The sequence below is a fragment of the Methylotuvimicrobium sp. KM2 genome, from assembly GCF_038051925.1.
Taxonomy (GTDB): Bacteria; Pseudomonadota; Gammaproteobacteria; order Methylococcales; family Methylomonadaceae; genus Methylotuvimicrobium.
This window is the reverse complement of sequence record NZ_CP150634.1, coordinates 3913385-3936502: the sequence shown is the minus strand read 5'-3', so window position 1 is coordinate 3936502 and position 23118 is coordinate 3913385. Positions and strand designations below refer to the sequence as shown.

Annotated in this window: 17 protein-coding genes; 10 read left to right on the top strand and 7 right to left on the bottom strand. The window is 48.0% G+C overall.

Annotation, left to right across the window (positions count from 1 at the left end; translation table 11 throughout):
- Positions 1-515: 515 nt before the first annotated feature.
- Positions 516-1967, bottom strand: a complete 1452-nt coding sequence (locus WJM45_RS16510) for a M48 family metalloprotease (protein ID WP_341326157.1) — start codon at positions 1965-1967, stop codon at positions 516-518.
- Between the two features lie 322 nt (positions 1968-2289).
- On the opposite strand from WJM45_RS16510, the gene glgX reads away from it, so the two are divergent.
- Positions 2290-4401 (top strand): glycogen debranching protein GlgX, encoded by a 2112-nt coding sequence (gene glgX / locus WJM45_RS16505; protein WP_341326156.1) that lies wholly within the window; start codon positions 2290-2292, stop codon positions 4399-4401.
- Between the two features lie 340 nt (positions 4402-4741).
- Entirely contained in the window at positions 4742-5842 is a 1101-nt protein-coding gene (locus WJM45_RS16500) for an AI-2E family transporter (RefSeq protein ID WP_341326155.1), read from the top strand.
- Between the two features lie 412 nt (positions 5843-6254).
- On the opposite strand, the gene WJM45_RS16495 is transcribed toward WJM45_RS16500, so the two are convergent.
- The 6 genes from WJM45_RS16495 to fusA form a co-directional block, all read right to left on the bottom strand.
- Positions 6255-7667 carry a PhoH family protein gene (locus WJM45_RS16495; protein WP_341326154.1) on the bottom strand — a complete coding sequence of 471 codons (1413 nt, stop codon included), beginning with the start codon at positions 7665-7667 and terminating at the stop codon, positions 6255-6257.
- 89 nt (positions 7668-7756) lie between these two features.
- Positions 7757-8230 carry a peroxiredoxin gene (locus WJM45_RS16490; RefSeq protein WP_341326153.1) on the bottom strand — a complete coding sequence of 158 codons (474 nt, stop codon included), beginning with the start codon at positions 8228-8230 and terminating at the stop codon, positions 7757-7759.
- Positions 8231-8239: 9 nt separating this feature from the next.
- Positions 8240-8764 (bottom strand): ACT domain-containing protein, encoded by a 525-nt coding sequence (locus tag WJM45_RS16485; RefSeq protein WP_341326152.1) that lies wholly within the window; start codon positions 8762-8764, stop codon positions 8240-8242.
- A 94-nt stretch (positions 8765-8858) separates the two neighbouring features.
- A complete protein-coding gene (locus WJM45_RS16480) occupies positions 8859-9476 on the bottom strand; it encodes an ABC transporter substrate-binding protein (protein ID WP_341326151.1) in 618 nt (205 codons plus the stop codon).
- Between the two features lie 242 nt (positions 9477-9718).
- Positions 9719-11050, bottom strand: a complete 1332-nt coding sequence (locus WJM45_RS16475; protein WP_341326150.1) for a flavohemoglobin expression-modulating QEGLA motif protein — start codon at positions 11048-11050, stop codon at positions 9719-9721.
- A 166-nt stretch (positions 11051-11216) separates the two neighbouring features.
- Positions 11217-13301, bottom strand: a complete 2085-nt coding sequence (gene fusA, locus WJM45_RS16470; protein ID WP_341326149.1) for an elongation factor G — start codon at positions 13299-13301, stop codon at positions 11217-11219.
- 492 nt (positions 13302-13793) lie between these two features.
- Between fusA and lpxD the strand changes: the two genes are divergently transcribed.
- From lpxD to rluB, 8 genes are all read left to right on the top strand, one after another.
- Positions 13794-14828 (top strand): UDP-3-O-(3-hydroxymyristoyl)glucosamine N-acyltransferase, encoded by a 1035-nt coding sequence (gene lpxD / locus WJM45_RS16465; protein WP_341326148.1) that lies wholly within the window; start codon positions 13794-13796, stop codon positions 14826-14828.
- Between the two features lie 9 nt (positions 14829-14837).
- Positions 14838-16751: an ATP-dependent DNA helicase gene (locus WJM45_RS16460; RefSeq protein ID WP_341326147.1), complete on the top strand. Its 1914-nt coding sequence runs from the start codon at positions 14838-14840 to the stop codon at positions 16749-16751.
- 634 nt (positions 16752-17385) lie between these two features.
- On the top strand, positions 17386-18069 hold the full coding sequence (gene tsaB / locus WJM45_RS16455) for a tRNA (adenosine(37)-N6)-threonylcarbamoyltransferase complex dimerization subunit type 1 TsaB (protein ID WP_341326146.1): 684 nt from the start codon (positions 17386-17388) through the stop codon (positions 18067-18069).
- Between the two features lie 39 nt (positions 18070-18108).
- Positions 18109-18729: an L-threonylcarbamoyladenylate synthase gene (locus WJM45_RS16450; protein WP_341328965.1), complete on the top strand. Its 621-nt coding sequence runs from the start codon at positions 18109-18111 to the stop codon at positions 18727-18729.
- Between the two features lie 15 nt (positions 18730-18744).
- Positions 18745-19401: a site-2 protease family protein gene (locus tag WJM45_RS16445; protein WP_341326145.1), complete on the top strand. Its 657-nt coding sequence runs from the start codon at positions 18745-18747 to the stop codon at positions 19399-19401.
- A 39-nt stretch (positions 19402-19440) separates the two neighbouring features.
- A complete protein-coding gene (locus WJM45_RS16440; protein WP_341326144.1) occupies positions 19441-20259 on the top strand; it encodes a ScpA family protein in 819 nt (272 codons plus the stop codon).
- 466 nt (positions 20260-20725) lie between these two features.
- On the top strand, positions 20726-21385 hold the full coding sequence (gene scpB, locus WJM45_RS16435; RefSeq protein WP_341326143.1) for an SMC-Scp complex subunit ScpB: 660 nt from the start codon (positions 20726-20728) through the stop codon (positions 21383-21385).
- 19 nt (positions 21386-21404) lie between these two features.
- Positions 21405-22244, top strand: coding sequence for a 23S rRNA pseudouridine(2605) synthase RluB (gene rluB, locus WJM45_RS16430; RefSeq protein ID WP_341326142.1), 840 nt, complete (start codon positions 21405-21407; stop codon positions 22242-22244).
- Positions 22245-23118: the final 874 nt, after the last annotated feature.

Below are 23118 nucleotides of genomic sequence, written 5' to 3'. Positions count from 1 at the left end.
CGTCGTAGATCAAAATTCGGCGCTTGGGTTCATGGCGTACATTGACGGCTATGTCGATGCCGAATTTTGATCTACGAAGGAGTCCGTATATGGGTATATTTCGCGCGCAAAAAAATTAGTGCAATAAAAAGCCCGCATAAAGCGGGCGTGTTCAGATTGTTATTGTTATTATTTATTTGAACGTTGTTGTCGCCAAGACAACTAAGCAGTTTGCTCGTTTGTTATTGTTATAATTCAAGGCGTTGAAGCCTTGTCCTCCTCATTACCGATTATTTAATCGGGCTCACTCCGTAAGCTGGAAAGAATTTTATATCATTAAAATTAGTGATGTCTATCAAAAAAAACGATTTTAGTTAAAAAATAGTTTCGGGTCGAAAACATATAAGAAAAACAATATGGTATAAACGATTAGTAATTGCTTATTTGGTAAATTGAACGGCAATGTCTGCCAGTTGTAACTGGCTATTCAGGTTGCATTCAGTTTATTTCTAACCAAGTAAAAGAGTTGGGTTTTATTAGTTGCGTTTGCGCTGTTCTTCTTCACGTATAAAAAAAACCAGTCGTTCGTTGAGAATCGCCGATAAGTAATAATTGATTCCTGGTGATTTCTGTGCGAGTTTTATTTGTGTGATGGCGGCGTCGGTTTGGCCCATTGCATAATAATACTCAGCCAGATAGCGATGCGATTCGGCCGGTTGCTTCAAATCGCTGTAGATTTGCGCCAACAGTTTAAAATAGACGGGTTGCCGTTTTGTATTCGTGTCCAGCATTTGCAAAATTTGTCTGGCTTGTTCGGGTTTGCCGGCTTTCAGCAGCGCGGATAGGGTCTCGAGCTTGATCGCTTGGTTACCGGGGAATTGCTGCATTGCGGCTTGATAGCGTGCTAAGGCATTCGAAAAGTTTTGTGCCTCCAATGCGCATCGAGCGTAAGCTGTCGCGAACTGAGGTTGCTCGGGATACTCCTGGGTCAATGCCTTGAAAATTTGTTCGGCTTCTTGGAAGTTTCTTGTGTTTAGATGGACAAGACCCGTTCCGTAACGAGCCACGGCTCGTTGTTGTTGCGTGCCTTGACTAAGTCGAGGTTTGAAATAATTTAAAACCGGTGTGTAATCGTTGGCGCTAAGTACTCTGAGTTTTGCCTGTGTCAACAAATAACCCATTGAATCGGGATATTGCTGGTAAGGATATTTTTCGGCTCGGCCACGGGTGTCGGAGATCCGAGAAGAAGTTACCGGGTGAGTCCTTAAAAATTCGGGAACGCCCCGTCCATAATAACGACTGGATTGTTGCAAACGCTCAAAAAAAATCGGCATACTACGCGGGTCGAAATTGGATGCCGCAAGCGTTTGCATACCGACCCGGTCGGCTTCCTGTTCGTTATCACGGGTAAAATCGATTTGAAACTGTATGCTGCCTGCTTGAACAGCCATGATCGCCGCTTGAGCGAGTTCCGGTGATTGTGTGCCGATTAAGATCGCCGCCAACGTCGCCGCTGCGGTCGGTATGGATAGACGGCTAGCGGCTTCGAACGCACGGTAAAGATGGCGTTGGGTAACGTGAGCGATCTCATGTGCCATCACCGAAGCAAGTTCGCTTTCCGCCTCGGCTGTCAATATCAGTCCCGAATTGATGCCGATATAACCGCCCGGTCCGGCGAAAGCATTGATCGCGTTATCCATGACCACGAAAAAATGAAACGGATTGCCCGGGGTGTCGCTGTTGGCAACCAGTTTCCGACCGATTCCTTCGATATATTGCTGTATTTCAGCATCCTGGCTGATGACGATTTGCGAATGCAGGCTTCGGTAAAATGCCTCGCCTAATTGTTGTTCCTGAGCAGGGGAGATCAACGTGCCGGAAGAGTCGCCCATATCCGGTAATTCGATTTTGGTTATATCGGGCGCAAAAGCGCGATTGCCTTGTAAAAACAAACTTAAAATTAATAATAAGGCTGGTTTTTTAATCATGCGCGATGTGACAAAAAGCTAACCGACTTTGTTCCACATTCGATTTTATCGAAATTATACATAGATCAAAATTCGGCACCGGGGGGCATTAACGGACGCCGTTCGCCCCCACTTAAATATGCTGGAATATTAAAAGTAGCTCAAAAAACATGGGGTTTAGTTGCTGGATTTACGCATTCCCGGAAATCGATAGCGTACGTTAAATAACATACAAATTCCAGCAATAAGACCGGTTCAGTTACTTAAGAAAAAAGCTTTGCAAACCCCGCAAATTTTTCGGATCCAAGTATAATGAAATTTTTGCTGGCACAGGTTGAATGGTATGGACAGTAGTATTGCACTAACCGAATCCTATCGCTTTCGTCCCGGGGTCCGTTTTCCGCCCGGCGCAACGCCAATGAACGGAGGTATCAACTTTTCGGTTTTCAGTCGTCATGCGAGTCGAGTTGAATTATTGCTTTATAGAGCTGCCGATAGTTCCGAGCCGTTTCAGATCATTTCGCTCGACCGTAAATCTCATCGCGCTTATTTTTATTGGCATGTGTTCGTCGAGGAACTCCCTTTGGGAACACATTATACCTGGCGGACAGATGGTGCGAACGATACCGCCGAGAGCGGGCGCCGCTTCAATATTCGCAAGGAACTGCTCGACCCTTGGGCTCGCGCTGTAACCGATGCGATGTGGAATCGAAGTCTAGCCTGCGACCCTAATGAAGCTGGCCATCATTCGTTTCGAGCCGTCGCTACCGACTCCCGATTCGATTGGGAGGGTGAGCAAGCGATCAAGCGCGGGCTCGAAGGGGCAATTATCTATGAGTTACATGTTGGGGGCTTTACCAAAGATAAATCTTCGAAAACCAGTCATCCGGGTACATTTTCCGCCTTAATCGAAAAAATACCGTATTTAAAGGCTTTGGGTATAACGCATGTAGAATTGTTACCGGTGATGGCATTCGATGAACAGCATGTGCCGCCTGGGGTTCAAGCCAAAGGGCTTAAAAATTACTGGGGTTACAGTACGCATAGTTTTTACAGTCCGCATCCCGGCTTTTGCATAACGCCGGAGCTGGGCACGCACGAGGAAGAGTTTAAAACATTGGTTAAAGCCCTGCATGCGGCAGGTATCGGAGTCATTCTCGACGTAGTCTTCAATCATACCGCCGAAGGCGATGAAGAGGGGCCGTTAATTAATTTCAAGGGATTGGCGAACGATATTTTTTATCATCTCGATGCTGAAGACCGGAGGCGGTATCTGGATTTCAGCGGCTGTGGAAATTCTCTCAATTGTAACCATCCGATGGTGACGGCATTCATTGTTCATTGTCTGGAATACTGGGTTGAGCAGATGCATGTCGACGGATTTCGCTTCGATTTGGCCAGCGTGTTTGCGCGGGGAGACAATGGTGTGCCGATGGATCATCCGCCATTGCCATGGCGAATCGAGTCGTCCAGGCTATTATCCGAATTACCTTTGATTGCCGAAGCATGGGATGCCGAGGGACTCTATCAAGTCGGTGCCTTTCCCGGAATGACTTGGTCGGAATGGAACGGCCGATACCGCGATGTGATCCGCCGCTTCGTCAGGGGCGATCCGGGTTTAATCGGGGCTGTCGCCACCAACATTGCCGGCAGTAGCGATCTCTACGCGGACGGCGATCGTTTGCCGGTGAACAGTATCAATTTTGTGACGTGTCATGACGGTTTTACGTTGCACGATTGGGTAACTTATGAGCATAAGCATAACGAAGCGAATGGCGAGGGGAATCGGGACGGCACCGACGATAACCTGAGTTGGAATTGCGGCGTCGAAGGCGAAACGTTCAACCGAAAAATTAATGAGTTGCGCCGGCAGCAAGCCAAAAATGTGTTGAGTTTGTTGATGTTAAGTCAAGGGGTGCCGATGTTAAACGCCGGTGATGAAGTGTTGCGTACTCAAGGCGGCAATAATAATGCTTGGTGCCAGGATAACGAAATTTCCTGGTTCGATTGGCATCTCGTTGAAAAAAATAACGATATGCTTCGTTTTGTCAAAGAATTGATTGCCTTGAGGCGCCGTCATGCGAGCCTGAGTCGTAGCAGTTTTTTGACCGGCGAGATCATTCCGACGCGCAATCTTCCGGATATCGTTTGGTATGATGCAGACCTCGGTGAGCCGGCATGGGATGATGAGCAGGTCCGGTTTTTGGCTTTTATGTTGGCGGGTTTAACCGTCGACGAAGAAGACTTATATGTCTTATTAAACATGTCGGATCATAAAATCGCCGCGCAATTACCCCCGGTTTCCGATCGGTTTTGGCATCTTGCGATCGATACCGCGCAAGTGTCACCTTTGGATGCTGTAGAGAAGTCTGGTCAATCCGTTTGGGTAGGTTTGGCTTGTGCTGTCGAGGCTCGAAGTGTTATGGTTTTTGAGGCGCGAAGTAAATTAGTCTAGATGAAAGATGAAAGATGAAAGATGAAAGGGGAAAGGGGAAAGGGGAAAGGGGAAAGGGGAAAGGGGAAAGGGGAAAGGGGAAAGGGGAAAGGGGAAAGGGGAAATTAGGGCTTGACAAATGGTTAACATGTCGAACCATTTCACTATTCACTATTCACTATTCACTATTCACTATTCACTATTCACTATTCACTATTCACTATTCACTATTCACTATTCACTATTCACTATTCACTATCCCTAAGCATCGCCGAAATTTGTAGTGCGAAAAGTATAGTAACAAAGCTTGGCTGACATCCGGTAGAATGTCCGTAGAATAATAATAACTATTAGATAAATAATGACTTCACAAGCCGACTTTTCTTATTTCGATTTTCTCAAGAATAGTTTAAAACGCATTCTGCCTAATTCTCAGGCAATGGCGCTGCTAATCATCATTCTGTTAAGTTTGGTTTTGGTGGTGTCGTTATCCGATTTTCTGATGCCGGTATTTGCTGCGGTAGTGATTGCCTATTTATTGGAAGGGCTGGTGCAAAAGGCTGTGTCGCTCAAAATTCCGCGCTTGGTCGCCGTGCATATGGTTTTTATAGGATTTATAGCCGTATTCGGATTTTTGATTTTTATCTTGATACCGATGTTGTCGGAGCAAGCTTTTGCGTTCGTCAATCATCTTCCTGAAATCATTAAAAGAATTCAGCGTGAAATCATTAGAATGCTGGAATTGTATCCTCAGTTGTTATCTAAGGAAAGGGTCAAGGAAATTACGTTGATTATTCAAGAAAAATTGTTGAGTTATGGTCAGGAGTTGGTCACAATGTCGGCCGCATCGTTGGTCGGGATAATGACGGCAATCGTTTATTTGTTTTTGGTGCCGATGATGGTGTTCTTTTTTTTGAAGGACAAATCGATCATAGTCGGCTGGATTGGACAGTTTATGCCGCGGGACCGGTTGTTGACTCAAAACGTATGGATGGAAGTGAATAGCCAGATCGGCAACTATATAAGAGGTAAGTTCGCTGAAATCATTATTTTGATGTCGGCTTGTTATATTACTTTTTCATCGATGAACCTGAATTACGCCGTCTTGCTTTCCTTTCTGGTAGGACTGTCGGTGATTATTCCTTATGTCGGCGCTACCTTGGTTACAATTCCGGTATTGGGAGTGGCATTTTTCCAATGGGGATTGACTACGGATGAGTTTATGTATGTTTTGATTGCCTATGCAGTCATTCAGACATTGGATGGGGTCGTGCTGGTTCCCTTACTGTTTTCCGAGGCGGTCAATTTACATCCCGTTGCAATTATCGTTGCTATATTGTTTTTCGGCGGCTTGTGGGGTTTTTGGGGGGTATTTTTCGCCATTCCGCTGGCTACCGTGGTTAAAGCGGTGATTGGAGCTTGGCCTAAAGTAGAGGATAGCGGATTGAATACGGCTTTTTAATCGGGTGAGCAGTAAGCCGTTAGCGGTGTAGCCCGGATGGAGTGAAACGAAATCCGGGGATTTTGAGGCGCGGATTCCCCCGTATTCCGCTTTTGCTAAATACGGGGCGGGTTTAAGTAATAACCATCGGTTGTATACCTTTCGCACTTCAAATTTCGGCAGTGCCGGAGGAGGCCTCGGGGTGTCCGGTCGATTTTCGCTCCTGCAAAATCGACATTCACGCCATCCATGGCGTTCATAAAGGCTTTCCCTGCCGCCGACACCTGCCAATCGAGCAACCGAACCCTCCGTAAAATAGGGAAGTTATTTACGACCAAATCCTTAGGTGCTGGGTTTACGGCGTCCTTTAACGAGCACCCCGAGGCCGAAATTTCATCTACGATGAGTATAACGGCATAAAACGCAAAGTCACCTATAGAATCTCCGACGCGTAGTCGGCTAGACGGGATCTTTCGCCTTGTTTCAAGGTGATGTGCGCGGCGTGCTGCCAGGTCTTGAAACGGTCGACAATATAAGTGAGTCCCGATGTGGTGGCCGTCAAATAGGGTGTATCGATTTGACCTAGGTTGCCGATACAAATGATTTTAGTTCCGGGACCGGCTCGGGTGATCAACGTTTTCATTTGTTTGGAAGTCAGATTTTGCGCTTCGTCGATGATCAAATAGCGGTTTAGAAAGGTGCGCCCGCGCATGAAGTTAAGCGACCTGATTTTGATCCGGTTCATGACTAGGTTGCTGGTCGCGCCTTGTTGCCATTCGTTGTGTCCCGAGCGGCTACCTAACAGTTCCAGATTGTCCATTAAGGCGCCCATCCACGGCGCCATTTTTTCTTCTTCGGTGCCGGGCAAAAAGCCGATGTCTTCTCCGACTGGAATGGTTTCCCGGGTCATGATGATTTCGTTGTAGATTTTTTCTTCTAGGGTTAATTCGAGACCGGCTGCCAATGCCAATAGGGTTTTACCTGTGCCGGCAGTGCCTAAAAGCGTTACGAAGTCGATCTCCGGGTCGAGCAGCACGTTGAGCGCAAAATTCTGTTCGCGGTTTTTGGCTGTGATTCCCCATACATTGTTATGAGGCGTTCGGTAGTCGTGCGCCAATTCGAGTACAGCGTTTTTACCGTCGCAGCTTCTGACGATGGCTTCGAAGTCGCTGTCGTTATCCATATATAAATACTGATTCGGATACCATTCGCTAACGAGAGGTCCTTGCAGCTTGTAAAATGTTCGGTCGTTTTCCTGCCAAGATTCCATCTTACTGCCATGAATATCCCAGAAATCCGACTCGAGGGCGTCCGATCCTCGATACAATAGTTCGATATCGTCAAGCGTTTGGTCGTTATGGTAATCCTCGGCATGTAATCCCAGCGCCGCCGCCTTGATACGCATGTTGATGTCTTTCGACACCAGAGTGATATTGGTATCGGGGTATTTTTGCGTTAAAGCCAGCACCACGACCAGAATCGAATTGTCGGCAATATGGCCCGGCATCGAGTCGGGAAGCATTGAAGTGAGTTGGCGAGTCTGGAAATAAAGACGACCGAACTGTATGTCGCTATCGGGGGCGTGTTCGATACGGGAAAGAGGAAAGCCGTCTTCAATCGATTCGGAAGTCGCGCCCTGAATCAGTTCGTCCAAAAAACGGCTAACCTGACGGACGTTTCGGGCGACTTCCGATAGCCCTCTTTTACTATGATCGAGTTCTTCGAGAACGACCATCGGAATAAATATGTTGTGTTCCTGAAAGCGGAAAATCGCGGCGGGATCGTGCATCAGCACGTTAGTGTCAAGTATGAACAATTTGAGTTTTGGTGAGCTTTGAATATTCATTAATTGTACCTTTCGCACTTCAAGTTTCGGCACATTCGTTCCCTCGGGTGAGGGTGCAAGAAAAAACCGAATTTGATGCGATGATTATATTATTGTGTCAAGGTCTTCAGTTCTTGCAGGACTTCTGCGACATGGTTTTTGACTTTTACGCCGCGCCACTCATGTCTTAGGATGCCTTGCTCATCGATCAAAAAAGTACTGCGTTCGATGCCTCGGACTTGCTTGCCGTACATGTTCTTCATCTTGATGACGCCAAACAAGTTGCACAGGGTTTCATCTTGATCGGACAGCAAGTCGAACGGGAATGCCTGTTTGCACTTGAAATTTTCGTGAACTTTAATCGAATCGCGTGAAACGCCGAGAATAACCGTATTAAATGCGTTAAATTCGTCAATATGGTCGCGGAAAGCGATGCCTTCCTGCGTGCATCCGGGCGTGTTATCTTTTGGATAAAAGTAGATAACAACATTTTTTCCTAAAAGGTCGGAAAGCGTTATGCTTTTATCGCCGGTTGAGGCGGCTTCGAAATCGGGCACGGCAGTGCCTATGCTAATCGTTGTCATAATAATCAGTTAGCGTTTAATGGGTTCGAGAATGGCATCGAGATTCAGCTGATCGCAAAAATCGAGGAAATCCTCGCGAAGTTGCAACAAACGTTGTTCCGATGGAATGATAATGATGAGCTGTGTCGAAAAAACCGGTGTTTGAATATAGGCAGCGGGGTAGCGATACGCCTTGATTTCCTCTATTGCGATGTTTCGTTCAGCTAGAAAGTTTACGATAGATAGAATGATGTCGTTTTGATCCAGGCTCATCGCTTCGAGAGTATAGGGTAGGCCGGATTTGGGTGCCCCCGTTTTTTCTTGCCGTGCTTTATGGATGTGAATTTTTAGTTGTTTTTGTAGGGTATCGAGTAGATTTTCGAGTTTGGCAATATGGTTCCAATTACCTTCGATCAACAGATAGGCGGCTGTAGATTCGGCTAAGTCAGTTGATCGTATTTCGGCGACACTACATTTACACCGGCTAACGGCGGCTAGGATAGGCTCGATATATTGAGGCTGGCGTTTTCCAAGTACGGTGATTACAAGTTGCATGGCATTATTTTTTGTTTTTCAGGACGACAGTAAAGACCGAATAGAGAGGGGTTGGGTTCGTTTTGCTCTCGATCGGCTCATTACTTAGGTGGACTTAGCGTCTGTTACGATCGACCAACATCTTGATAACGCCATCGATAGATCCCGTTTGGGTAATTTCCCGATTAAAAGTCGATCGGTAGTTAGTGACGAGACTGACGCCCTCGATCAGGATATCGAAAACTTTCCACTCGCCGCTTCTGTTTTTCATCATGCGATAGTTAATATTAATGGGTTGCTGACCCGGTTGGTCGACGGTGGTTCGGACAATGGTTCTGGTTGGATCTTCGCCGCTGACTTGGGGTGAGAAAGTAATCTGCCAGTCGGTATATTCTTGAAATGCCTTAGTATAGGTTCGTACCAGTAATGTTCTGAATTCTTTTATAAATTCTTGTCTTTGTGTTGGGGTGGCTTGGCGGATATGTCGGCCCAGAACCAAAATCGCGACTCTTTCCATGTCAACGAAATCACCGACCACGCCATCGACAAATTGTGTGGCTTTGGCGAAATCGTTGCGATAGAGAGGTTGGCTGAGTGTCTGTTGGATTCTATCCGAGCTGTTTTGAATGATTTGTTGAGGCGGGGTCAGGTTGGCTGCGGCATTAAGCGGGTAAAAAGCCGTGACTAAGCAAAACAATAAAAAAAGTAGTGACAGCGATCGCCTGTTGTGCATGAAAAGTCTCCGGGAAAAAGTAAATTTAAAGCGCTATAGTATTACGAATTACAAGCCAAGGAAAATTAGCTGTATTTTATTACGATTTTGCATCAATACCTCGATTTCCGATAATTCCAAAAGAAAGCATCCAACCACAGAAGCGCCGAAGTATTATAGACCCTTTGCCACCCCATGAATGGCGTTAATCCAGCGCTTGATCTTACCCAATAGATCATGGAGTTTAGGAGTGATGTTTCGTATTAATCGATTTCGGCATCTTCAGGCGCTTGATCGGGAGTTCTCGGTAGATTTTGAAATAGCTGACTGAAATGAGCCTGTACATTTTCTATGTTGATTTGAGCAATGCCCGAGGCAAAACCGAACCAGACATAAAGCCCGTTGAGATCCCTGAACATGGGGGGGAGGTACTTTGGCTCTGCAATTAAGCCATCCAAGTAGTGCTCATAAAGAATAGGGATGTCGTCCAATGTGACCTTGCCGACGAACAGCATAGGCAGAATTTCCGGCACGCCTTCCAGCGTAGCGCTACGGATGAAGTTGACTAATTCGATAAAGCCTCTGACATAGGATAGGTCCTTTGTGAAGCACGCTCCGCCTTCGACCATGCCGCCGCGAAACACCCGTTGAGCGATCGTGTAACTGTCATGAGGGCTTACATCCCGTTCCAGGAAGTAACGGTAAACTTCGATGAAATCGGCGCCTTGTTCGGCCAGGTCGATCGCAATGACTCGGTCGCTGATGCGTCGAGCGCGATCGGGAAAAGAGCTGAACGTTAGGGTTTCGGTCAAAACGGCCAAACCTTCTTGTGTCGCGGTGATGCGCGGCGAACCGACGCTAAGCCAGGTGGCCCAAGGTTGTAATCTTCCGTTCAATGTGGTGCCGACATGCACCCACCCTTCATGCACTTCCAAGACTTTCAAATCGAGCTCGGAAAACCAAGCGTTATTATTGATTTTGATTTTATCCCCGCCGGCCGAGGCATCGGAAACGATGCCATCACTCAAAATGACGCTCAAGGCGCCGTCGTCGAAATGGTTTGATAGGCGTTGTCTCAGCGACACGACTGCGGTTTCGGCATTTATTTCTTTCGGGTGAGCGCGGTTAAGATGTTTGGCCCCGGGTAACGAAAAAATGGCGCATAATCGTTCACCAAGTTCCAAAAGGGTTTTATTGTCGCCGAGTAAATGATCTCGCGCCGAACCGTAAAGTGCTTGGCTATGGATTAAAAAATCGGGAGTGCCGCGGCTATGTAATAAATCGATAACGCGCATGTATTGACTAACCGTATCTTGCAGAATCGAGCCGAGCGAATCGTTGTGTCCCAAGTTTTTAGTAATGTCTCGACTTAAGTCCTTCAGCGCGGCGTATACGCTCACTGCGTCGAAGCTTAGCGCTTGATGTCGATAGAACTCACGGTCGGCGGGCGGGAGAAATTGAGAGTCGCCGGCGAAAAATTGCTCGCGAAAGTTACGCGGCCATTTGATTGAATCGAGGATTTGAATCGGTTTTTGAATTTGAATGAGACGGTCGGAAAGTGCCAGCAGGCGTTCCCGATAGGATGAATGAGCCACGGCTGTGTTCCTGATAGAGGGATGATGCCGAGCTTACTAATATTCTGATCGAAGAGCAAAAGATTATCGGCTGAAGCTGTCGGACATGAATGCGGTAAGGAGAGGAGAGTAAAAAATAGATTGCCGGACGAATGACTCGTCCGGCAATCTTTAAAATAAAGGAAGCTTACTTTTTCGCGTTGCGCTCTAAAGTTTCCTTAATGACTTCGTCCGCTACGTTTTTCGGGCACGGTAGATAATGCGAGAATTCCATCGAGAATTGTCCGCGACCTGAAGTCATCGTACGCAAGTCGCCGATATAACCGAACATTTCGCTCAACGGTGCTTCGGCCTTGATGCGAACGCCCGTTACGCCGGCTTCTTGAGATTTGATCATGCCGCGGCGGCGGTTCAAGTCGCCGATCACGTCACCGACATGATCTTCCGGGGTGAATACGTCGATTTTCATGATCGGTTCGATCAATTGTGGGCCGGCTTTCGGAATCGATTGACGATAAGCGGCTTTCGCGGCGATTTCGAAAGCAATTGCCGATGAGTCGACCGCATGGAAGGCGCCGTCGACAAGCGTGACTTTGAAGTCCAAGCAAGGATAACCGGCCAGTACGCCTTTGGCCATGCTCAATTCAAAACCTTTTTGAATGGCAGGCCAGTATTCTTTAGGTACGTTTCCGCCGACAACTTTCGATTCGAAAACGAAGCCGCTGCCCGGTTCGCCCGGTTCGATGAGATAATCGATTTTTCCGTATTGACCGGAACCGCCCGATTGTTTTTTATGTGTGTAGCTGTCTTCGACGGTTTGCGTGATGGTTTCTCGGTAGGCTACTTGCGGTTTGCCGACGATGACATCGACGCCGTGCGTTCTGCGCAGAATGTCGACCTTGATGTCGAGATGCAGTTCGCCCATGCCTTTCAGGATCGTTTCGCCGCTGTCGATATCGGTTTCGACGCGGAATGAAGGATCTTCTTGAATCATTTTGCCCAGCGCGACGCCCAATTTTTCGGAAGCGCCTTTGTCTTTCGGTGCAACCGCCATCGAGATAACCGGGTCGGGGAATACCATCGGCTCTAATGTGGCCGGATCTTTCGGGTCGCACAAAGTATGTCCGGTTTGGACGTTTTTCATGCCCAATACCGCGACGATGTCGCCGGCTTGCGCGGACTCAATTTCTTCGCGCGAATCGGCGTGCATTTCGACGATACGTCCGATACGCTCGGTTTTGCCGGTAAAGGTGTTCAGTACGGTCGTGCCTTTCCCCAATTGACCTGAATAAATGCGAATGAAGGTCAATGCGCCGTAACGGTCGTCCATGATCTTGAACGCCAGTGCGCGCAGAGGACGGTTTGGATCGACGATAGCAAAATTACCGGTTTCGTTGCCTTCCAGGTCAACTTCAGGTTGGGGGTTGACTTCGGTAGGGCTTGGTAAATAGTCGACAACCGCGTCCAGAACCAATTGCACGCCTTTGTTTTTGAATGACGAACCGCAATAAGTCGGGAACAGGCTCAGATTGATCGTACCTTTACGGATACAGCGTTTCAAAGTATCGATATCGGGTTCTTCGCCTTCAAGATATTTTTCCATGACGTCATCGTCTTGCTCCACCGCTTTTTCGATCAATTCCGCGCGCCATTGTTTGACGTCTTCGAGCATGTCGGCAGGAATGTCTTGAATTTCGTAATTCATCGGATCGCCGGAGTTATCCCATACCCAAGCTTTTTCGGTCAATAGGTCGACAACACCGACAAACTGGTCTTCTGTACCGATCGGTAGTGTCATGACGATAGGATTTGCGCCCAACACGTTTTCGACTTGTTTAACGACACGGTAGAAGTCGGCGCCGATACGGTCTAGTTTGTTCACATAAATGACACGGGCAACCTTAGAGTCGTTCGCATAACGCCAATTGGTTTCCGATTGAGGCTCCACGCCGCCGGAGCCGCAGAAAACGCCGACGCCGCCGTCGAGAACCTTCAGCGAGCGGTAAACTTCAATCGTGAAGTCAACGTGACCGGGCGTATCGATGATGTTGAAACGGTGGTCTTTCCAGAAACAAGTGGTTGCCGCGGATTGAATCGTGATGCCGCGTTCGGCTTCTTGATCCATGAAGTCCATGGTCGATTCGCCTTCGTGAACTTCGCCTAGTTTATGGATTTTTCCGGTGAGTTTTAAGATACGCTCGGTAGTCGTGGTTTTTCCAGCATCGACGTGAGCGAAGATGCCGATGTTTCTGTAATGCGATAGGTCTGTCATGTTGTTACTCTAAAGGTTAAGGCATTAAAAATTTTTTTCGACGGACTCCCAAGATATTGTCCTGAAAGTAGGCTTTTCCCTGCAACGAACGGCTGGAATTCGGATATCGCAGCAAGCCGAAGCCGGGTACTGATGAGAATCCGAAAGTTCCGGCGTAATCTTTTTCTCATCCAGTTTCAAAAAACTGGCTATTCTAACCTAAAATAACGTCAAACACAGAATGAAAATATTTATTTAAGGGAAAAAGGTGGAAGGAGCAAGGTGAAAGATGAAAGATGAAAGATGAAAAGCAGCGTAGCCCGGATGGAGCGCAGCGCAATCCGGGATGGGCGAGGCTGCGAATGTCCCGTATTCCGTTGTCGCTGCATACGGGGCTAGGTACTGCGTATCACTTGCCGCTCACTTCTCACTGTTCACTATTCACTATTCGGTTATAATCCGAACATCAAACGCGAAAAGCCTTAAATTTATTATTCAATTAATCAATTTTTTATGACATTAATCCTAGAAGAGTTGGCCAAGCATTGTGATGCGGAAATTGTCGGCGGAGACAAGCATTGTTCCATTACTTCGGCGGCCGATATCAAGTCGGCCGCCGCTGGGCAAATTACCATATTAAACGATCCCAAATATGCACAATATTTGTCCAATTCCCGGGCAACCGCTTGTTTTATCAAACGCGAAACACTTCACGAAAATCCGCCGGAGCAAATGGCACTGCTGGTTTGCAAGGATCCCGAGATCAGTTTCATCAAAGCGATTCACCTGCTTTACCCGTCATTGGAGTTTCCTAAACAAATTTCGGAGCGTGCCTGTATTGCCGATTCGGCGATGATCGCTCATAACGTCTATATTGCGCCGTTCGTAAGTGTCGGCAAAGGTTGTTTGATCGGCGAGGGTTGCGAGATTCTTAACGGCGCCTATATCGGCAATGACGTCATATTGGGAGTTAATTGTCGTATTCATCCGAATGCCGTGATTTACGATCATAGTCGTATCGGTAACAATGTCGTAATTCACGCCGGCGCTGTGATCGGCGCGGACGGTTTCGGTTATAAGCAACGCAATGAGCAACAGATCAAAGTGCCGCATGTCGGCAATATCATAATCGAGGACGATGTCGAAATCGGCGCGAATACCTGCATCGATCGAGGCACATTGGGTTCTACCGTGATCGGTTCGGGGTCGAAGATCGATAATCTGGTGCAAATCGGCCATAATAACACGATCGGTAATAATGTAATTATTTGCGGGCAAACCGGTATTTCGGGTTCTTGCACGATCGAAGACAATGCGATTCTGGCCGGCAGCGCCGGTATCGCCGACCATGTCAAAATCGGCCATCATGCTGTCGTGATGGCGCGCTCCGGGGTGTCGAACGATATTGCACCGGCTACGCAGGTCTTCGGCAGTCCCGCGAAAGATAGAAAAGTCGCTTGGAAAGAGTTGGCTGCACTGACTAAACTGCCGGGATTGCTGAAAAAAATCAAAGATATCGAAATCAGACTCGGCAAACTTGAACAATAAAGCGATCTTGTGAACGAATTGGAAGCGTTTTTTGCCGGCGGCGGGCCGCTATCGAAAGTTATTCCCGGTTATTTACCGCGTGCGGCGCAGGTTGAAATGGCTTGTGCGGTTCGGGATGCGGTCGAGCAAGAGCGTCATTTGATCGCCGAAGCCGGCACCGGTACCGGGAAAACTTTTGCTTACTTAGTGCCTGCGATTCTATCGGGGCGCAAAGCGATCGTATCGACCGGCACCAAAAATCTCCAGGATCAATTGTTCAACAACGATATTCCGGTCATTCGCAAAGCGATGAGCGTGCCGTTTGCAGCCGCTTTGCTGAAAGGTCGTAGCAATTATCTGTGTATTTATCGGCTCGGCAACGCACTCAATTCGACCTTGGGTTTCAGTAAGGACGATGCGGCGTCGCTGACTAAAATCAAATCATGGTCCAACCGAACGAAATCGGGCGATGTCGCAGAAATGCCGGACGTGCCGGAAAGCGACCCGGTGTGGTTTCAGGCGACCTCGACCGCCGATAATTGTCTCGGTCAGGATTGTCCCGATTACGAAAAGTGTTTTCTGGTCAAGGCGCGTAAAAAAGCTCAGGAAGCCGATGTGCTGGTCATCAATCACCATTTGTTGTGCGCGGATTGGTCGATTCGCGAGATCGGCTTCGGCGAATTGTTGCCCGATGCCGAAATCGTGATCATCGATGAGGCGCATCAATTGGCCGATACCGCCTCTAACTTTTTGGGTATTACGGTCGGCGCCCGGCAATTGAGCGATTTGGCTAAGGATACTTTGGTTGAATATTTCAAGGATGCGACCGATCTGCCCGAGTTACGTACCGCCTGCGACGATCTGGAACACCAGATCAAGGATTTGCGCTTGGCATTCGGCATCGAGCTAAAAAGAGGCGAGTGGCGCGAAATCGAGACCCATCCGAAAATTTCCTCGGGCCTTTCCGAATTGCAGGAACAGCTTCAACGTTTGACCGTGCAATTGGAATTGGCGTCGGTCAAGACTAAGGGCTTGGAATCTTGTTTCAAACGCGCAGAAGAGCTGGGGCATCAACTGCGGGCCATTCTCGAAGAGGACGACGGCAAATGGATACGCTGGTACGAAACCCATAAAAAGACCTTCACGCTCAGTCGGACGCCTATCGACATTGCCTCCGAATTCCGTGCCTTTATGCAGCAGCACAAGGCGACCTGGGTATTTACCTCGGCGACGTTAAGTGTTGCGAATAAATTCGAGCATTTCGCGAAGAGTTTGGGGCTTGCGAATGCCGAGGGACTCAGTTGGGAAAGCCCGTTCGATTACGCCGAACAATCCTTGTTTTATCATCCGAAAGGTTTGCCGAAACCGGCCGATCCGAACTTTACCCGGACGATTGTCGAATTTGCGTTGCCGGTGCTCGAAGCGAGCCGAGGGCGCGCGTTTTTTTTGTTTACGAGTCATCGCGCCTTGAAAGAGGCGGAATTGCTATTGAGACAAAAAATCAAATATCCGTTGTTGGTGCAGGGCAGCCGGCCGAAAGCAATTTTGTTGGATGAATTTAAACGGGCCGGTAATGCGATTTTACTGGGCACGGCTAGTTTTTGGGAGGGCGTCGATGTGCGAGGCGAGGCTTTGTCGTGCGTGATTATCGATAAATTGCCGTTTGCCTCGCCGAGCGACCCGGTCTTGAAGGCTCGACTCGGCGCGATGGAGCGGCAAGGTTTGAATCCGTTTTTCGAATACCAGATTCCGGCCGCGGTGATCGCGTTGAGGCAAGGTGTCGGCCGCTTGATTCGCGATGTCAGCGATCGCGGGGTCTTGCTGGTCTGCGATCCGCGGCTCTTAAAACGCGCTTATGGACAAATGTTTCTCGACAGCGTACCGCCGATGCGGCGAACCCGTGATATCGAAGATGTTCGGGCCTTTTTTCAAAACGAGCAGTAACGTTCGGTGAATTTGTGTGTTTGTATTTCTTAAGTGCGCGGGAATAACCTCCCTGTGGGTGTTGATGCAGCACAACTCTTATAGCTTGTTTTTACTACCATGAAGTGCATGAAGATAATGAAGTGAAGAGAATTGAGTGCTTTATGAGCTGTTCCAATATCACAGATGAACTCAATGCAGTAATACAGCGTTTTCAAATTCAGTTAATGATTAAAAAAAAATATCAAAACAAAGCCACCACTTCAGCGGTAATAATGATGATCTAGGTTGTTAATCCTAGAAAAAGCATTTTGTCCACGAAACACACGAAAATATTCAATTAGTTATACTTTTCGAGTTACTTACCTAATGAGTGATTCAAGAGGATTATGTAACCGCATGATTACTTTCGTGTATTTCGTGATTTTCGTGGACTTATTGCCGAATTTAGGTTAATGGTTAGTAACTCATTTAAATTGAAAACGCTGTATCTTCAAGTCCTTCATGCTCTTCATGGTAAAAAATAAATGACATTTTTGAAATCAGCACTCCTCCCCGTAAGCTCTGATTGCAACGTCCTGTTGCAGATAGTCTTATAAATCGATAGCCTACGCCCATTCTAATTTACTCAGAATAGTTACAACGAGCGAAATGCATGAAGTTATTGGCAGTGGATACCGCGACCGAAGCTTGTTCGGCCGCCTTATATATCGATGGCGAAATCTTGGAACGCTTCGAACTGGCGCCGCGAACGCATACGCAATTGATCTTGCCGATGATCGATTCGCTGATGGCCGAGGCGGGGCTCGTGCCTCAGGATTTGGACGGACTCGCATTCGGCCGGGGCCCCGGTTCTTTTACCGGGGTCAGAATTGCGACCGGCGTGATACAAGGTATCGCACTAGGTTTGGATTTGCCGGTCGCGCCGGTTTCGACATTGGCGGCCTTGGCTCAGGACTACTTTGGACGCAAGACCGAAGATGTTGTTTTCGTGGGAATGGATGCGCGCATGGGGGAGGTGTTTTGGGGTGTTTACCGTAAAAACGACCAGGGTTTTGCCGAATTGCTCGGCTCCGAGTCGGTAGGGTCTGCTGAAAACGTCGACTTCCCCGAAATAAAAGGCTACGGCATCGGTAGCGGCTGGAAAACCTACCGTGAAGCATTGGACGATCGCTTGAATGCTTGGCTTGCCGGCGTCGACGACACGCCTTTGCCGAAAGCCTCGGCGATAGCACTGCTCGGCGTTCGAAGTTTCAACTTGAATCAAGCCGTACCGGTCGAACAGGCAATGCCGGTATATTTGCGCGATAAAGTCGCAAAAAAAGAATCGGAGCGATAATCGGGTATAATGGCCGAATTTATTTCAAGCACGCATACTATGGCGCAATTTTTTCAAATTCATCCCGAGAATCCGCAGCAACGGTTAATCAATCGAGCAGTCGAGATCTTGCAGCATGGTGGAGTGATTGCCTATCCGAACGACTCGTCCTATGCGATTGCCTGTCAAATGGACGATAAGCAGGCGCTGGACAAAATTCGTAGAATTAGGCAATTGGACGATAAACACAATTTTACCTTGATCTGTCAAGATCTAACGCAGGTGTCGAATTTTGCCAAAATCGATAACGACGCCTATCGGTTGATCAAGGCATTGACGCCGGGGCCGTTCACTTTTATCCTGAATGCTACGCGCGAAGTGCCGCGCCGCTTGCAACATCCTAAGAAAAAAACCATAGGCATTCGGGTGCCTGATCACGCGATCGCCTCATTACTCGTGGAGACTATTGGAGTGCCGTTGTTCAGCTCGACGCTGGTCTTGCCGGGCGAGTCGTCGGCTCTAACCGATCCCTATGAAATTCGCGATCGGCTCGAGCATGAACTCGATCTCGTAATCGATGCCGGTATCGTGCCGGACGAACCGACTACAATTATTGAATGTTCGGGAAAAAATCTCGAAATTATCAGGCAAGGAAAAGGCCAAGCACCGATGCTGGACTAACCGAGAAATCCCTCTATGATGAACGAATTGTCTTTGATCCAGCGTATTATCGTCTGGGTTATTCCGGTGATTTTCGCGATTACCGTACATGAAACCGCTCACGGTTGGGTCGCCAAAAAATACGGCGACAACACCGCTAAAATGCTCGGTCGATTGACCTTGAACCCGTTGAAACACATCGACCCGGTCGGTACGATTCTTCTGCCCGGCATATTGTTATTGACCGGAACCGGTTTTATATTCGGCTGGGCAAAGCCGGTACCCGTCGATGCGCGAAATTTCAAGAATCCGCGGCAGGATATGGCCATCGTCGCATTGGCGGGTCCGGTATCGAATTTACTGATGGCTGTGGGGTGGGCGTTGATCGCTCGAGCGGGTGTGACGATCAATGTCGATTTCATGACACAGCCGATGATCTATTGGGGCATTGCGGGGATATCGATCAATCTGGTGCTGGCACTGATTAATCTGATACCGATACCGCCTTTGGATGGCAGTCGCGTCGTTTCCGGCATTTTGCCGAACCGATGGGCTTGGCAATACAACAAATTAGAGCGTTACGGTTTTTTGATATTATTGCTGATGTTATTTACCGGTACATTGAATGTCATACTGGGTTATCCGATGTTTTTGGCGCAAAATATGTTTTTTTCATTAGCTGGGTTGGGGTGAGGGTTTTGATCGGTTTTCGGTTAAGGTGATCTATTGACGATGCAAGTAGCGCAAGCGGAAGATTTACCCCCGGTCGAAGAAGTACTGGCTATCGTTCAGGGATCGCCGTTCATGGAGTTTCCCGAGGATCTTTATATACCGCCCGATGCGCTGCGAGTCTTTCTCGATACCTTTGAAGGACCGCTGGATTTGTTGCTCTATCTGATCCGGAGGCAGAATCTCGATATTCTGAATATTCCGATCGCGCAGATTACTCGTCAATACATCGGTTACATCGATATGATGACCGAGCTTAGGCTCGAATTGGCCGCCGAATATCTTGTCATGGCGGCACTGTTGGCTGAAATTAAATCGCGCATGTTACTGCCTAGGCAGGTCGCCGAAGAAGAGGATGATGATGAAGATCCGAGAGCCTTATTGATCCGAAGGTTGCAGGAATATGAGGTCATTAAAAAGGCGGCCGAGGACATCGATGGCATGTCGAGGCTGGAGCGTGATCTGTTTATTGCCAAGGCCGACGTATCGATGATTGAAATCGAACGCCCGTTACCTGATATTCAATTGCGGGAAATGTTATTGGCTTTGCAAGACGTATTAAAGCGTGCCGACCAATTAAGCCATCATCAGATTGTTAGGGAGCCATTATCGGTTCGAGAGCGCATGTCGAGCGTCTTGGAGAGGCTCAAAGGTGGGGAAGGGGTCATTTTCAATCGATTGTTTCTGACTCAAGAAGGGCGCCATGGCGTCGTCGTGACTTTTTTGGCTATTCTCGAGCTCAGTAAAGAAGGCTTGATTGAAATCATTCAACACGAACCTTTGACCGAAATCGTGGTCAGAGCGGTTGCTGCAAGTGCTTAAATTTTAATAAGATTCTCGCGCAAAGGCGCAGAGGAATTTTGCTGTTACCCAAGCTCCAGCTTGGGTAACCTGATCAGGAAGCTCTAGCTTCCCGACAAACAAAGAAGATTGAACGAGAAGGTCGGGGTTGATTAAGAGTGTGCGGAGCTTGTGACGGTCTCATGAAGCCGGAGCTTCCGGAGTGTCTTTCCCAAGTTGGAGCTTAGGAAAGAGCGAGATATGGGGTGGCCGTTTTTAGCTTGATGCGTATGGGTTGCAACCCCGTCTTAAATGTTTCGACCCTGCTAAAGCAATCCAAGATATTTGGGGACAAACCGAAACATTGGGGACGGGTTAAATAATTCGTCCCGCAGAAGGGGTTGAATTACCGAATTCGTAAAACCACCTCTACGCCCTTTCGCATCTGCGCGAGGAAAAATTTAACAATACGTATAGTCTTAAAAAAAGCAACTTTCTAGCAACTCTCGTGGATATCAAACGAATCGTCGAAGCCCTGTTATTCGCATCGGATAAACCGATGACGGTCAAACAACTCCAGCAAACTTTTCCCGAACTCGAACAGCCCGAAATCGAAACTCTGCAAAAAGCCGTTGACGAAATTGTAGAAGATTATGCATCGCGGCCTGTCGCCTTGAAAAAAGTCGCTAGCGGTTACCGTTTTCAGGTTAAGCCGGAATTATCATTTTGGGTCGGACGCTTATTCGAGGAAAAACCGCCTAGATATTCCAGAGCTTTGTTGGAGACGCTGGCGATTATTGCCTACCGTCAACCGGTCACGAGAGGCGATATCGAAGATATTCGCGGTGTTGCAGTCAGTTCGAATATTATTCGCACGCTTCTTGAACGCGAATGGATCAGGATTATTGCGCATAAAGAAGTGCCGGGGCGCCCCGCGCTGTATGGAACGACTAAACAATTTTTGGACTATTTCGATTTATCTTCCTTGCATGAGCTTCCGACATTACAGGAAATCAAAGAATTGGATTTATCGGTAGCCAGTAATCAGCAACTAATGCAGGAACAGAGTGAACAGCAAGAAAACAACCGACCAGAAGTCACAGAACAAGGGCAGGAATCCGAATTTAAAGCAGAAGCCGAGACCTCCGTCCAAAGTACGGAAGAATGAAGTAGATGGCCCCGTCGCGATGAAAAAAACATTCACCAAGCCTCAGGATGAAACCGGCGAACGCATACAAAAAATTTTGGCGCGCGGCGGTATGGGGTCGAGGCGCGAAATCGAACGCTGGATAGAAGAAGGGCGTGTCAGGCTTAACGGCGTACAGGCGAAACTCGGTGATAGAATCCAAAACGGCGATCATCTGCAGCTTAATGGCCGAGTTGTTCATTGGGAAAAATTTGCGCACCAAACTACACGAGTATTGATTTATCACAAACCGGTCGGTGAGGTCGTGACAAGGCAAGATCCGGAAGGCAGGCCAGTTGTTTTTACGCAATTACCTAAGTTGCAAGTCGGTCGCTGGATTTCGGTCGGGCGTCTCGATATCAATACTTCAGGTTTGCTTTTGTTGACTAATAACGGCGAATTGGCCAACCGATTGATGCATCCGTCGATGCAAGCCGATCGAGAATATGCCGTGCGGATCTTGGGCGAGGTTTCCGATGAGGTGCTCGAACGATTGAAACAAGGCGTTGAGCTAGACGATGGGCCGGCAAAATTCGACGATATTCAATTTCACGGCGGGGAAGGCGCTAATAAATGGTATCACGTCGTCGTTAGCGAAGGGCGGAATCGTTTGGTTAGGCGGTTATGGGAATCTCAAGGGGTAACCGTCAGTCGTTTGATGCGCGTGCGCTATGGTTTGCTGATGATGCCGGAAGGATTAAAATCTCATGCTTTTCACGAGCTGGAATCTAAAACCTTGGATGTCTTGCTCGAATCGGTCGGCTTGCCTAAGGAAAAGCCTTTAGCGCCCGGTAAACAGGAGAGCGGAAAGCACGGGTTCTATAAAAAAACTAAGGTGTGAGTTTTAATTTAGTAAGCAGTAAGCAGTAAGCAGTAAGCAGTAAGCAGTAAGCAGTAAGCAGTAAGCAGTAAGCGGTAAGCAGGGGGAGCAGGAGGAGCAGGGAATGGCGGCGTGGGCTTCAATTTCGCTCGTTCCCAAGCTCTTTGCTTGGGAATGCAGTACGAGAAGCTCCCCCTTCGACAAAAGCGCAGGGCAAGAGCTTCTCGTACCGCTGGAGCGGTACTCAGGCATTCCCACGCAGAGCGCTCACCGTTTACACAAGTATCGGTAAACTTGCTAAACAGAGGTCATCGTAGACCTGTGAACGGTACTGTTTGATAAATCTGCGGATATTGAACATCAGTGGCTTCGAAATCGCGACGAAGGCGTCGCTCCCACAAGGGGGCGGATGCTCTGTGGGAGCGATCCCCAGATCGCGATTTCGAAGTCGGGAACGTTGGGCGACAAAAAATGGTATCGAAGCCTCATTAGCTAAGATTGCAAAACGGTAATTTTTGACTTATGTATAACGATGAGCGCAGAGCGTGGGAGCGATAATTGCCGGAGGGCTGAATAGTTACAAACATTGTATACCCGTCGTAGATCAAAATTCGGCGCCTGGGTGTCCGCTAAAGGACGCCGTGAATAAGTCCATGTAGGCAAAGCCTTTATGAGCGCCATGGATGGCGTGAATGTCGATTTTGCAGGAGCAAAAATCGATCGGACACCCAGGCGCCTCCTCTGGCGCTGCCGAAATTTGAAGTGCGAAAGGTATATTACTGCATTGGGTTTATCTATTGAGTTTATCTGTGATATTAGGACGGTTCGTAAAGCGCTCAATTCTCTTCCCTTCATGGGAATAAAATAACAAGCTATAAACATTGTGCTGCATCAG

What these genes read in the sequence shown, in the direction of transcription:
- fusA (WP_341326149.1), bottom strand. Translation starts at nt 13,301, where the DNA reads ATGACAGACCTATCGCATTACAGAAACATCGGCATCTTCGCTCACGTC.
- WJM45_RS16440 (WP_341326144.1), top strand. Translation starts at nt 19,441, where the DNA reads ATGCAAGTAGCGCAAGCGGAAGATTTACCCCCGGTCGAAGAAGTACTG.
- WJM45_RS16485 (WP_341326152.1), bottom strand. Translation starts at nt 8,764, where the DNA reads ATGCAACTTGTAATCACCGTACTTGGAAAACGCCAGCCTCAATATATC.
- WJM45_RS16510 (WP_341326157.1), bottom strand. Translation starts at nt 1,967, where the DNA reads ATGATTAAAAAACCAGCCTTATTATTAATTTTAAGTTTGTTTTTACAA.
- glgX (WP_341326156.1), top strand. Translation starts at nt 2,290, where the DNA reads ATGGACAGTAGTATTGCACTAACCGAATCCTATCGCTTTCGTCCCGGG.
- WJM45_RS16495 (WP_341326154.1), bottom strand. Translation starts at nt 7,667, where the DNA reads ATGAATATTCAAAGCTCACCAAAACTCAAATTGTTCATACTTGACACT.
- tsaB (WP_341326146.1), top strand. Translation starts at nt 17,386, where the DNA reads ATGAAGTTATTGGCAGTGGATACCGCGACCGAAGCTTGTTCGGCCGCC.
- WJM45_RS16450 (WP_341328965.1), top strand. Translation starts at nt 18,109, where the DNA reads ATGGCGCAATTTTTTCAAATTCATCCCGAGAATCCGCAGCAACGGTTA.
- WJM45_RS16490 (WP_341326153.1), bottom strand. Translation starts at nt 8,230, where the DNA reads ATGACAACGATTAGCATAGGCACTGCCGTGCCCGATTTCGAAGCCGCC.
- WJM45_RS16445 (WP_341326145.1), top strand. Translation starts at nt 18,745, where the DNA reads ATGATGAACGAATTGTCTTTGATCCAGCGTATTATCGTCTGGGTTATT.
- rluB (WP_341326142.1), top strand. Translation starts at nt 21,405, where the DNA reads ATGAAAAAAACATTCACCAAGCCTCAGGATGAAACCGGCGAACGCATA.
- lpxD (WP_341326148.1), top strand. Translation starts at nt 13,794, where the DNA reads ATGACATTAATCCTAGAAGAGTTGGCCAAGCATTGTGATGCGGAAATT.
- WJM45_RS16480 (WP_341326151.1), bottom strand. Translation starts at nt 9,476, where the DNA reads ATGCACAACAGGCGATCGCTGTCACTACTTTTTTTATTGTTTTGCTTA.
- WJM45_RS16500 (WP_341326155.1), top strand. Translation starts at nt 4,742, where the DNA reads ATGACTTCACAAGCCGACTTTTCTTATTTCGATTTTCTCAAGAATAGT.